The sequence below is a fragment of the Muricomes intestini genome, from assembly GCF_004346165.1.
Taxonomy (GTDB): Bacteria; Bacillota; Clostridia; order Lachnospirales; family Lachnospiraceae; genus Muricomes; species Muricomes intestini.
Window position 1 is genome coordinate 109,176 of the sequence record NZ_SLZZ01000005.1, and the last position, 13,285, is coordinate 122,460.

The 13,285-nt window shown below is 42.4% G+C and carries 10 protein-coding genes; 9 read left to right on the forward strand and 1 reads right to left on the reverse strand.

The window, feature by feature from the left end; translation table 11 throughout:
- On the forward strand, nucleotides 1-846 hold the full coding sequence (rfbD, locus tag EDD59_RS05275; RefSeq protein WP_132379647.1) for a dTDP-4-dehydrorhamnose reductase: 846 nt from the start codon (nucleotides 1-3) through the stop codon (nucleotides 844-846).
- A gap of 14 nt (nucleotides 847-860) precedes the next feature.
- Here rfbD and EDD59_RS05280 read toward each other — a convergent pair whose 3' ends face one another.
- Complete coding sequence (locus EDD59_RS05280; RefSeq protein WP_132379649.1) at nucleotides 861-1,841, reverse strand: glycosyltransferase family 2 protein; 981 nt, start codon at nucleotides 1,839-1,841, stop codon at nucleotides 861-863.
- A gap of 249 nt (nucleotides 1,842-2,090) precedes the next feature.
- Here EDD59_RS05280 and EDD59_RS05285 point away from each other — a divergent pair, with 249 nt between their 5' ends.
- The 8 genes from EDD59_RS05285 to EDD59_RS05320 all read left to right on the forward strand — a co-directional run bounded on the left by EDD59_RS05285 (nucleotide 2,091) and on the right by EDD59_RS05320 (nucleotide 13,267).
- Nucleotides 2,091-3,494 (forward strand): undecaprenyl-phosphate glucose phosphotransferase, encoded by a 1,404-nt coding sequence (locus EDD59_RS05285; RefSeq protein ID WP_132379753.1) that lies wholly within the window; start codon nucleotides 2,091-2,093, stop codon nucleotides 3,492-3,494.
- 27 nt (nucleotides 3,495-3,521) lie between these two features.
- Nucleotides 3,522-4,811: an LCP family protein gene (locus EDD59_RS05290; protein WP_132379651.1), complete on the forward strand. Its 1,290-nt coding sequence runs from the start codon at nucleotides 3,522-3,524 to the stop codon at nucleotides 4,809-4,811.
- 10 nt (nucleotides 4,812-4,821) lie between these two features.
- Nucleotides 4,822-5,751, forward strand: coding sequence for a glycosyltransferase family 2 protein (locus EDD59_RS05295; RefSeq protein ID WP_132379653.1), 930 nt, complete (start codon nucleotides 4,822-4,824; stop codon nucleotides 5,749-5,751).
- A 106-nt stretch (nucleotides 5,752-5,857) separates the two neighbouring features.
- On the forward strand, nucleotides 5,858-7,252 hold the full coding sequence (locus EDD59_RS05300) for an LCP family protein (protein ID WP_132379755.1): 1,395 nt from the start codon (nucleotides 5,858-5,860) through the stop codon (nucleotides 7,250-7,252).
- Between the two features lie 29 nt (nucleotides 7,253-7,281).
- Nucleotides 7,282-8,757 (forward strand): cohesin domain-containing protein, encoded by a 1,476-nt coding sequence (locus EDD59_RS05305; protein WP_165920869.1) that lies wholly within the window; start codon nucleotides 7,282-7,284, stop codon nucleotides 8,755-8,757.
- Between the two features lie 268 nt (nucleotides 8,758-9,025).
- On the forward strand, nucleotides 9,026-10,852 hold the full coding sequence (gene glmS, locus EDD59_RS05310; RefSeq protein ID WP_132379657.1) for a glutamine--fructose-6-phosphate transaminase (isomerizing): 1,827 nt from the start codon (nucleotides 9,026-9,028) through the stop codon (nucleotides 10,850-10,852).
- Nucleotides 10,853-10,920: 68 nt separating this feature from the next.
- Entirely contained in the window at nucleotides 10,921-12,027 is a 1,107-nt protein-coding gene (locus EDD59_RS05315) for a polysaccharide pyruvyl transferase family protein (protein WP_132379659.1), read from the forward strand.
- 31 nt (nucleotides 12,028-12,058) lie between these two features.
- Complete coding sequence (locus EDD59_RS05320; RefSeq protein ID WP_132379661.1) at nucleotides 12,059-13,267, forward strand: glycosyltransferase; 1,209 nt, start codon at nucleotides 12,059-12,061, stop codon at nucleotides 13,265-13,267.
- The last annotated feature ends 18 nt before the right edge of the window (nucleotides 13,268-13,285 follow it).

The following is a 13,285-nucleotide window of genomic DNA, read 5'->3' on the forward strand; positions in this document are numbered from 1 at the left end:
ATGAGAGTTTTGGTTACAGGTGCAAAGGGACAGTTGGGCAGTGACGTAATGGCGGAGCTGGAAAAACACGGACATGTCGGCATCGGAACTGATGTAGAAGAGATGGATATCACTGATCTGGAAAAAGTGGAAGAGGTGATTGCGCAGGCAGATGTGGAAGCCGTGGTTCACTGTGCTGCCTATACTGCAGTGGATGCGGCAGAAGATAACGTGGAGTTGTGCCGCAAAATTAATGCCGCGGGTACAGAAAATATTGCGAAGGTCTGTAAAGAGCATGGTTTGAAAATGATGTATATTAGTACAGACTATGTATTTGACGGAGAGGGAGAACGTCCTTGGGAGCCGGATGATGAAAGACATCCTCTGAATGTATACGGACAGACCAAATATGAGGGTGAGTTAGCAGTGGAAGAAAATGTGGAAAAATTCTTCATTGTCCGGATTGCGTGGGTATTTGGTTTGAATGGGAAAAACTTCGTGAAAACAATGCTTAACCTGGGAAAAACTAGGGGCGAGGTAAGTGTAGTAAATGACCAGATTGGTTCACCCACTTACACCCCGGATCTGGCAAGGCTTCTGGTAGATATGATTGAAACAGAACATTACGGGCACTATCATGCCACAAATGAAGGCCTATGTACCTGGTATGAATTTGCCCGTGAGATTTTCAGACAGGCGGGGATTGATGTCAAGGTAACACCTGTGACAAGTAAACAGTTCCCTGCAAAGGCAAAGAGACCATTCAACAGCAGGATGAACAAAGATAAACTGACGAAAAATGGATTTACACATCTGCCAAGATGGGAGGATGCGCTGAAAAGATACCTTACACTCATAGGCGAATAAAGAGAATTGAGCTATTATTTTTTCATCAGCTTTCTTGTGAACCAGTCCTTTGCATAGGAAAAAGTATTAATGATTAATTCTATCTCAATACGACAATAATAGGGAAGGTGCCGTAAATTAAACGGTACCTTTTTTTGCTTTTTTAATGTCTTAAATCCCTCTGCAAGTCCTTCTCTGTAATCTTTTGAAAACCCTTTTCTGCAGAAAAAAAGATATTTAATGCAGTAGCCTGCGGCCAGAGGAACAAAATTCAGAATCAGCTGGAACAAAGGCATGTTTTTGTAGTTAAGATATACACTGTTCCTAGCAGACAGCTTTACTTTAAAGGAGTTGTATTTGGAGCCGCTTGTCCCACTTCCCACATGGAAAACAAGTGCCAAGGGACAGTACATATTACGGTAGCCATAGATTTTAGCGCGGTAGCCAACATCGATATCTTCCAGGTATGCAAAATGACTTTCGTCAAAATATCCGATTTTGTCAAAAGCAGAACGCCTGTAAATAGCAGCTCCTGCGCAGGCCGTAAAAATGGGGGAGGGCTTTGTATAATTTGTGACAGGACGGCCGCTGCCGCGGCATATCCCCCAGCCTATGACTGTATACAGGTCACCGGCGCTGTCGATAAGCTCAGGATGGTACATCTGTATCATCTTACTGCTCACGGAGAAAATCCTTGGGGACCAACTGATTGCCTTGACCATTTCTTCCACATAGTGTGAATCAACAGTAGTGTCGTTATTCAGCAAAATCACATAGGGAGTGCGGGTGTGTCGGATTCCCTCATTCACCGCTCTGCTGAAGCCAAAATTCTTTCCCAGGGCAATGACTTCAATGTGAGGATAATTTTCCTCCATATAAGAAAGGCTGCCGTCAGTTGAGCCGTTATCTACCACTAAAATTTTAAAATCGGAAAGGGACTGGTTTTTCAATGAGTCAAGACAGAGCTTCATAAAATGTTTTCCATTGTAATTGGGGATAATAATTGTAACCTCCATTGATGAGCATCCTCCGAATCAATTGCTAAGATTTCTTTATTATAGCAGAGAATAGAACAGGATGCCATTAATTCTTCATAAAAAGATTAAACATGATTACAAAGTTGTTAAGGGAATGTTAAATACTGGAGAGAATGTACTTGTCCTTTTGAGAAAAGTATTGTATCATATAACAGATAATTATATGATTCGTCAGGTTAAATATGACTTGGATGAACACATTAGATTAAGAGAAGCAGGGTGAAATCGGTGATTAAAGATAATCAGAAATATTTCAACCGTATACAGGTCGTGGCAGACGGGTTGATTATTGTTATAGCCTATGTTTTAGCGTGGTATCTTCGGTTCAGAAGTGGACTTTTTGCCATGGATGAAGGGTATCTTTCGATGGCAATATATTTGCAGGCATTAACCTATGTAGTTCCCGGCTATCTGGTGCTATATGGGGTTTTTCAATTATATACGCCAAAAAGGGTACAGGGGAGAAGGCTGGAAGCGTGGCACATCACACAGGCGAATGTGATTGGTCTGCTGGGATTTATTCTTGTTCTGTATTTGACAAAGGAACAGAATTTTTCCAGGACGATGTTGTTCGTATTTTTCCTTATCAATGTCTTTCTTGAGGTGTTGGCCCGGAATTTGATACGTATGTTTCTGAGGAACATCAGGAAGAAAGGGCTCAATCAGAAATATTTAATTCTGGTGGGGTACAGCCGGGCAGCGGAACAGTATATCGACAGAATTACGGCGAATCCGGAATGGGGATATTCTATCAGAGGGATTTTGGACGACCATCAGCCAAGAGGTATGGAATACAAAGGAGTAAAAGTAATTGGAAGTATTGACAATCTGATGATTATTCTTCCGCAGAATACTATAGATGAGATTGCAATTACTTTAGGGCTTGAGGAGTATCATAAGCTGGAATATATTGTAAATATGTGCGAGAAATCCGGTGTTCACACGCAGTTTATTCCTGATTACAATAACATGATTCCTACGAAACCCTATACAGAAGATTTGCTGGGGCTGCCTGTAGTAAATATCCGTCATGTTCCACTGAACAATACAGTCAATAAAGCTGCAAAGAGGGCAGTCGATATTTTTGGAGCCGTATTTGCACTGGTCTTATTTTCTCCGGTTATGCTGATTACTGCCTTGACGATTAAGTTGACATCGACCGGTCCTCTTATTTTCAAGCAGGAGAGAGTAGGGCTTCAGAATAAGTCCTTTGCTATGTACAAATTCCGCTCCATGGTTGTACAGGACGCAAGTAGAGAGAAGAATAAGTGGACAACCAAAGATGACCCGAGAGTTACTAAAGTAGGAAGGTTTATAAGAAAAACAAGTATTGATGAATTACCACAGCTTTGGAATGTGCTTAAAGGGGATATGAGTCTGGTGGGGCCAAGACCGGAGCGGCCTCTGTTTGTGGAGAAATTTAAAGAAGAAATTCCAAGATATATGATAAAGCACCAGGTGCGTCCGGGACTCACCGGCTGGGCTCAGGTCAACGGATACAGAGGGGATACTTCCATAAGGAAGCGTATTGAGTTTGACCTGTACTATATTGAGAACTGGACGATTGGTTTTGACTTTAAAATATTGTTCCTGACTTTTTTCAAAGGTTTTGTTAATAAAAACGCTTATTAAAGCAGACTGTAATAAGGGGTATAAAATATGTCAAGAAAGAAATCCAAAGGTAGACTGACAAGGCAGCAGCGTGCCTTGCTGCACAAGAAAAAAATGAGGAAGAGGATTATCCTCCTTGTGCTGGAAATTCTTATCCTTATAATTTTGGGGACGGCCGCATATGGGATGTCCAAACTGGACAAACTAGATTTTCATACGCTGAATAAGAAAAACCTGGAAATTTATCAGGATACAGGTGACTATACGAATATTGCACTTTTCGGACTGGACTCCAGGGGGGTGGATTGGGATTCGGAGGAGGGTGTGAGAAGTGATACAATTATGATTGTAAGCATCAATAACAAGACAAAGGCTGTAAAAGTGGTATCCGTATTCAGGGATACTTTGACCCAGCAGGGAGACGGGTCTTACGAAAAGGCAAATGCAGCCTATTCCTATGGAGGGCCGGAAAAGGCAGTTGCCCTTTTGAACCGTAATCTTGATTTGGATATTCAGAAATATGTAAGCGTGAATTTTAATGCCCTTGCCGATATAATAGATTTGCTGGGCGGTATTGAAGTTGACTTAAAAACTCCTACGGAAGTAGAGCTTGTGAACGGTTATGGAACTGAGACCGCCAAGGTAGTTGGGCGCACAACTACACAGCTGACTGAGACAGGAAAGCAAACCCTGGATGGAATCCAGGCTGTCTCCTATGCCCGGATCAGGTATCAGGTTTTCGATGGAGACCCGAATGATGGAACTGACTTCAGAAGGGCAGAGCGGCAGAGATTTGTGTTGCAGCAGGTAGTTGCAAAGGCAAAGAAAGCAAGCCTTCCCACTTTAAATAGAATTATTGACAAAGTGCTGCCCCAGGTTTCAACGAACCTCTCAGCTTCTGATTTTATGGGAATGGCGGCGAATGCGGTAAAATATGAGCTCGGGGAGATGAAGGGATTCCCCTTTGATGTTACAACCTCAGAAAATGTAACAGGCTTTGAGGGCTCTTATGTTGTGGCTATCGGATTTGCCGATAACGTAAAGCAGCTTCACAAATTTCTATTTGACAAAGAGAGTTATCAGCCTTCGGCTAAGGTGCAGGAGATTAATGATGATATAGTATACCTTACGGGCATAGACGGGGATGACTATGAGGTACCTCCTGCAGACGGACAGGACAGCGGAGGCACTGACGGGAGCTATACGGATGACAGTGGCTATGCAGATGATAGTGGGTATGCGGATGACAGCGGGTATGCGGATGACAGCGGCTATACAGATGACAGTGGCTATACGGATGACAGCGGCTACGGAGACAGTGGAGATTATGGTTACTAGAGGGAGATAAATGAATATTAAGAAAGTGGATATTATCATACCGACGTATAAGCCGGATGAGAAGTTTGAGCAATTAATCCGGCATCTGCTGCGTCAGACATTCCCGGTACAGAAGATTATTGTGGTAAACACAAAAACTGATACATTTCCGTGGGATATCGTGGGATTCGATTCGCGGATTGTGGTAAAGGAAATCAGCAAAAGTGAATTTGACCATGGGGGTACCAGACGCATGGCTGTAGGGTTGTCGGATGCGGATGCGGTAGTTTTCATGACCCAGGATGCCGTACCCCGGGATAACCGGCTGATTGAAAATCTGATTGCCCCTTTTGCAGATGAAAGTGTAGGGTGTACTTATGCAAGACAACTTCCCGATGAAACGAGTGATGTGATTGAAAGGTATATCAGAGAATTTAATTATCCGCCTCGGAGCTGTGTGAAAAATCTGGATTCTATAAAAAATATGGGAATTAAAGCATTTTTCTGCTCCAATGTATGTGCGGCCTACCGGAGAACCTGTTATGAGGAGGCAGGGGGGTTTGTAAAACGTACCATATTTAATGAAGACATGATTATGGCAGCCAATATGATGAAGCTCGGATATCAATGTTTTTATGCGGCGGAGGCAAAAGTGGTGCATTCCCACAACTACACGTGCATACAACAGTTTAAAAGAAATTTTGATTTGGCTGTATCTCAGGCTGAACACCCAGAAATATTTGAAGGAGTTCCCCCTGAAAAAGAAGGTATTCGGCTTGTGAAAAAGACTGCCGCATATCTTGTTAGAATAAAAAAACCATGGTTGATTATAAAATTAGTTGTGAACAGTGGTTTTAAGTATGCAGGATATCTCTTTGGGAAAAAATATAAAAGACTGCCGTTAAAACTAGTGATAAAGTGTTCCTCCAGCCCCAAGTATTGGGCAAAGGTTCAAGTATAGAGTTGCAGTTCATTACAGTTCAGTCATCTTGTGATTGAAGTTTGTCCGAAATTATTGTATGATAAAGTGTAATTATGTAATCAATAATTGTCAGAAAGGGATTACCATGACAAAGAAAAGACACAGAAGACACAGACGAGTACAAAAAGACCGAAGAAAGATGACACCATGGAAGATAGTACTGGCTGTGGTCGGCGGGGCTTTTGTTTTATTGACAACAGCAGGTGTAGCATTTGCGGCATCAAAGCTGGGCAAACTGGAGACAACACAGCTGGATACAACAAAATTGAATATTTCATCGGAAATTAAACATAATGAAACGGGGTACTTGAATGTAGCGCTATTTGGCCTTGATTCCCGCGACGGGGCTATCACCTCGGGAGACCGCAGTGATACAATCATCGTTGTCAGCCTGAATCGAGAGACAAAGGAAGTAAGGCTTTGCTCCGTATACCGCGATACATTGCTGGAACAGCCGGATGGCAGTTACAACAAAGCTAATGCAGCGTATTCCACAGACGATGCGGAAGGTGCCGTGGGGATGCTGAACAAGAATCTGGATATGGATATACAGCATTATGTGACGGTGAATTTTAATGCTCTGGTAGATGTGATTGATGCCTTGGGTGGAATAGAGGTTGACTTGAAGACGCCTGAGGAAGTGCAGCTTGTAAACGGATATGGTAATGAGACGTCCAAGGTTACCGGCAAGGAATTGAAATTACTTGACCATACAGGAAAGCAGCTTTTAAATGGAGTGCAGGCCGTCTCCTATTCAAGGATTAGATATCAGGTCTTTGATGGAGATCCGAATGATGGAACTGACTTTAGAAGGACAGAGAGGCAGAGGTATGTGCTGGAGCAGGTTGTTAAGAAAGCACAGAATGCAGATTTGTCAACTATAAATAAAATTATTGATAAGGTATTTCCAAAAGTAGCCACAAATTTTACATTGACTGAGATTCTGGCCTATGCCAAAGATGTTTTTGACTATAAGCTGACAGAGATGTCGGGTTTTCCATTTGATAAGACAACGGCAACCTTATCCGGTGTCGGAAGTTCTGTAATCCCGGACGATCTGGAAGATAATGTAATACAGCTGCATAAGTTCTTCTTTGATAAGGACACATACAGCCCCTCCTCCACGGTCACCTTGATTAGCAGCCAGATACAGCAATATGCGATGAATACGGTGCCGGATGATGAGGCAGCCTTGTATGAAGAGACATGGGGCGGCAGCACCGGGGACAGTGGAGGAACAGACTATATTGATTACGGAACCACAGACTATGGTACTGCAGATTCTGCAGCCTCAGAAACTTCAGATTTCGACGGCACAGACTATGGAGCCATAGATTCCGGGAGCCCGGATAGCACCACAGGAGGCGGTGACACAGGAACAGCTGAAGGGGGCCAGGAGCCATCAGGCTCTGCAGGCGGTACCCCGGATATCGGCAGCACACCAGGTGCCGGAGGCACACAGAATACAGCAATTGAATGATAATCAACAGTCAAAAGAGGTGGAGTAAGATGAAGAAGATAGGAAAAAAGATAGGCAGTATACTACTGATGTTATGCTTAACCGTATCATGCTTTTCGATTTCAGCGTTTGCGGCCGACGGAACCATTCAGTTTTCAGATCCGTCAGCGGCAGCAGGCGACAATGTGACGGTTAAAGTGAAGGCTGAGTCAGGAACTTCTGCAATTGGCGATGTTGACATGACAGTCACATATGACACTTCGATTCTGAAGTTTGTGAGCGGAGCAAATGCGGCCGGCGGAGATGGCACTCTGCAGTTATCTGCAAAGGGAGATGGTTCGGCTTCAGAGGTTACCTATACTCTGGAGTTTACGGCACTAAAGGAAGGTACAGCCACATTGCAGGTGACATCGTCCACAGCGTATCTGTATAATGATGAAGTTTTGAATCTATCTGCGGGGACATCCACAGTAACTATTCAGGGAGGAACTGCAGTTACCGACACAGAAGATGACAGCAAGGCCTCATCTGGAGGTCTTCAGGTAGAGGTGGATGGAAAGGCATATACAGTCAATGAGAACTTCTCAGAAGCGGCTATTCCGAAGGGATTCAAAGCCGTTGACATGGAACTGGACGGAACAAATACAAAGGCAATGCAGCAGGAGTCCAGCGGCCAGTATATGTTCTACCTTGAGGACAGCGATGGAAATTCTGATTATTTTCTCTATAGTACAGAGGACGGTTCTTTTTCTCCGACTGCAGTGGTGGATGTGAATTCAGATGTATCTATCTATCTGATGAATCATAAGGACAAAGATGGCCTTCCTTCTCAATACAAGGAGACTACATCAAATATAGAAGGAAAAGTTTTTACTGTATGGCAGAATATGTCACAGCAGGAATATTATCTTGTGTATGCCCTGAGCAGTGAAGGAAATAAGGGATATTATCAGTGTGATTCCACCGAAGGAACATATCAGAGATATGTGGCTCAGACAGTTGAGGAAGAAAAAAGCACCAATGCTGCCGTGGACAAGGTTATGAACTTTTTGGAAAAGCATTTGATTGTGATTATGTGCGTACTTTGGGGAGCTTTCCTTTTGCTTTTGATCATTATCATTGTATTGGGAGTGAAATTATCCCACCGCAATCAGGAATTGGACGAGTTGTACGATGAATATGGCATTGACGGCGATGATGATGACAATAATATGCCGCCGGCTGCAGGGAAAAAGCCACGGAAACGGTCTGATGATTTTGAAGATGAAAACTTCGAGGATGAAGATTTCGACGATGAAGACTTTGAAGATGAGGATTTCGATGATGAAGATTTTGAAGATGAATATTATGATGACGACGAAGACTTCGAAGATGACGAATATTACGATGACAACGAAGACTTTGAGGATATAGAAGATAATTTTGACGAAGATGAGTTTCTGGATGAGAGGCCTTCACGAAAACCTCCACGCAGGTCTAAGAAGAAACAGGATGATGATTATTCGATGGATTTTATAGATCTTTAGGTTAAAGGCGAGGGTGCTGCAGTTTTAGCTTGCAGCACCCTTTTCCCGTGTTCATATGGCGCTCTGCCACAGCGAGATGAAGCGCAGCAAAATCGAGCCGATGGCTGAACTGTTACTATTTGAGTGAAAAGTTAGAGCATATAGAATTTACAATATATTAAAAATTTGTTACAATATATTGTATGATGATATCAGGATTAAAGGTCATAGCAATCCGTAGATATCAGGGGTTAAAATACAATGATTGTGTGAAGGGAGTACATTTATTATGTGCGGAATAGTTGGATATGTAGGCGAAGAACAGGCGGCGCCAATTTTATTGGATGGACTGGCTAAGCTGGAATACAGAGGTTATGACTCTGCGGGAATCGCCGTATATGACGGAAAAGAAATTGAGATGAAGAAGTCCAAGGGACGGCTGAAGGTACTAAATGAACTGACACATGACGGGGCGACTCTGCCGGGGACTGTGGGAATCGGGCATACGAGATGGGCAACCCACGGCGAACCCTCTGATATTAATGCACATCCTCAGTTTAACAAGAATGAGAGCATCGTTGTGGTACACAATGGAATCATAGAGAATTACCTGAAGCTGAAAAATAAGCTGATCAGCAAGGGCTATGAGTTTATATCTGATACAGACACAGAAGTGATTGCTCATCTGTTGGATTACTATTATTCGGGCAACCCCCTGCGGGCCATTACAAAAATTATGCACCGGATGGAAGGCTCCTATGCGCTGGGAATTATGTTTAAGGATCATCCTGACGAGCTGTATGCGGTACGGAAAGACAGCCCCCTTATTGTGGGAAAAGCAGAAAGCGGAAGTATCATTGCATCCGATGTACCTGCAGTGCTGAAATATACAAGAGATGTCTATTTTATAGAGAATGAGGAGATTGTCAGACTGACGGAGGACACTCTGGAGTTCTTTAACGTTGACGAGGAGCAGATCCAGAAGGAAGCTGCCCACATTGACTGGGATGTAGATGCGGCTGAGAAGGGCGGCTATGAGCACTTTATGCTGAAGGAGATGTATGAGCAGCCCAAGGCTATTGCTGATACATTTTCCCCCCGTATCAAAGACAACGATATTGTTATTGAAGAGTTAAACATGACCGATGAAGAAATAAAGAATATTCACAAGATAATGATTGTCGCCTGTGGTTCTGCATCCCATACAGGTATGACAAGCAAGTACATATTTGAGGGAATGGCAAGGATCCCGGTGGAAGTGGATCTGGCATCAGAATTCAGATACCGCAACCCAATTATTGAAGAAGGAACCCTGGTGATCATCATCAGTCAGTCCGGAGAAACAGCGGATTCACTGGCTGCCCTTCGGGAAGCTAAGGGAAAGGGAGCTAAGGTACTCGGTATTGTGAACGTAGTGGGAAGTTCTATTGCGAGAGAAGCAGATAATGTAATGTATACTTGGGCAGGGCCGGAAATTGCTGTGGCTACCACGAAAGCATATTCCTGTCAGCTGGTTGCCTTGTACCTCCTTGCAATGAAATTTGCCAGAGTACGGGAGAAAATTACAGCGGAAGAACTGAAATCTTATATAGAAGACTTGAAACGGATTCCGGATCAAGTTGAGCTGCTTCTGAATAATAAAAATAAGATTCAGAAATTTGCGAACAGGTATCTGGCTGCGAGAGAGGTATTCTTTATTGGCAGAGGAATCGACTATGCAATTTCTATGGAGGGTTCCTTGAAGCTAAAAGAAATATCCTATATTCATTCGGAGGCATATGCGGCGGGTGAACTCAAGCACGGGACTATTTCCCTGATAGAGGAGGGTACCCTGGTGGCAGCAGTGCTGACCCAGGAAGAGCTATATCAGAAGATGATCAGCAACATGAGAGAAGTGAGCACCCGGGGGGCCTTTGTGCTTGCAGTGACAAATGAAGGCAACATTGAAGTGGAACGGGCAGCCGACTATGTTATTTATATACCAAAGACAAATAAATATTTTACCAATTCACTTGCAATTATACCGCTGCAGTTATTCGGATATTATATTGCTGTGGGCAGAGGCTGCGATGTAGATAAGCCGAGAAACCTTGCAAAGTCCGTTACAGTTGAGTAAAAATGATATATTATAAAAAGTATTATGCCAAGTAGAAATGTGGTAAATATGTGTAATGGAGGATTGATATGAAGAGGGTATTTATTCATGCATATACTGCAGGAAATCTGGGGGATGATCTTTTAATCAGAATATTGTGTGAGCGTTATCCCAAGGTGCATTTTAGAATATATGCTGATGAATCCTATAAAGAAAGGTTTAAGGATATAGGTAATTTATCTGTCTATTCTCCTTCGGACAAGCGTGTTGGATTTATAGATATGGCGATAAGTAAAGTAAAACATACAGACATGGGTTTTTGGAAGCTGCTGATAAAGACTTCTTATGCTACAGTTCATATCGGCGGTTCTGTGTTTGTACAGCATCAGGATGATTTTGGGCTTGCATTCCAGCTGGATGAAGGGCTCCGTGCCAGAAGCAGGAGGCTCTATGTTGTCGGAGCAAACTTTGGTCCTTATACAGACGAACAATATTATCGGCAGTATTATGAACTGTTGCAGAAGTATGAAGGGGTATGTTTCCGGGACAGATATTCTCAGAGATTATTTCATAAGCTGCCAAATGTTACATATGCACCGGATGTTGCATTTAATTATAAGGCAGATGTCTCCGTACCTGAAAAAAAGCAAGTACTTATTTCAGTGATTGATATGAAGGATAGAAAAGGAAAATGGGGAATCAGTCAATATGACCGGCCGTATAAAAGATTTATTGTCAATCTTGCAGACGGGTACATTAAACAAGGATACCACATAAAATTCATTTCATTCTGTAAGTATCAAGGGGACGAGGAGGCAATAAAGGAAATCATTGCTTTGGCTGAAGGCTGGGAAAAGGAGCAGGTTTCAACGTGCTTTTATGATAAGAATCTCCTTCAGTGCATTAAGAGTTTTGCAGAATCAGAAATTATTATTGCAACAAGATTTCACAGTTTAGTCTTGGGCTGGCTTATGGGAAAGAAAGTTCTTCCTGTAGTATATGACAGAAAAACAAAACATGTCTTGGAAGATAATGAATGTTCATCTTATTTGAAACTGGATGACCTGGAGCAGAATATAAGTCAGGTTATACAGAAAATAGAGGAGTTAAAAGTTATGGATATTAAAAATCTTGTAAGTGAGGCAGAAGGTCAGTTTGAAAAATTGGATCAGATTTTGAAAAGGAAAGAAGGCTAGAAATATACAAATTCGGTGAGAGGGGAATTTAATGGGGAAAGAACTCGTGAGCGTATTAATGGTAAACTATAATCATGAGGATACGATAGCAGAAACGATTGAGAGTGTATTGGAACAAAGCTATGACAATATGCAGTTTATTATTGTAGATGATGGTTCTACAGATGAATCCTGCAATATTATCCGGCAATATGAAGATAAAAGGATTGAGTTATATGAATTGGGAAAAAACCGGCATATCTGCTATGCTACAAATTATGGCTTCAAAAAAGTGAAGGGTAAATTTTTGGCAAGAATAGACAGTGACGATGTGTGGTATCCTGAAAAACTGGAAAAACAAGTGGAGTTTTTAAAGTCCAATCCAGATAGAAAGATTTGCTTTTCATGGGTGGACCTGATTGATGAGAATGGAAGGAATATCAATGAGGACTGCAAAGGATTACAGTTTCTTTTTGAAAAAAAGTTCACGGGACAGGCAGATTGTCTTCACGCTTTCTATTATACTGGTAACTGCCTTTCTCACCCTTCTGTATTGATGAGGACAGAGGTTATGCAGGAGACAGGCGGTTTTGACCTTGGATATATGCAGGCCCATGATTTTGATTACTGGGTGCGGATTGCAAAGAAGTACCCGCTCTATGTAATACCGGAGAAACTTCTTGCAATGAGGCGGTTTGTAGGAGAAGAAAAAGAAAATACAAACAACAGTAATCTTTCTGAAACGAATACTGTACGTTTCTTCAACGAATATATGGATATCCGGGCACATTTTTTCGATGATATGGATAATCAGCTTTTCTGTGAAACCTTCCGGGAAGATTTTATATGCAAAGATTCGGTAACCGCAGAAGAATTAGAATGTGAAAAAGCATTTTTGCTGTGCCGTCCGATTCACGCGGAAACATTAGTGCCGCCGGCAGGTATACGCAGACTGCATGAGCTGCTCAGAAGACCAGAGTTTTTTAGGCTTCTGGAGGGAAAATACAACTTTACAATAAAGGATTTTTATGAGGTGACAGGCAAATCCTTGTATTGCAATGAAATTATAAATAGAAAGCTGTCAAAGAACACAGAGGAGTGGACAAGTCTGAAGGCGGAGGAAGTGAGCCTAAAGAGACAGCTTGGGGAACAGAAGACGTTGCTTGAAGAACAAAGGACGGTGATTGATGAATATAAGAATTCTACAAGCTGGAGGATTACAGCACCATTGAGAAAAATCGGGGGGATTATCCGTAAATAAAGATTTGCAAACAAAAGA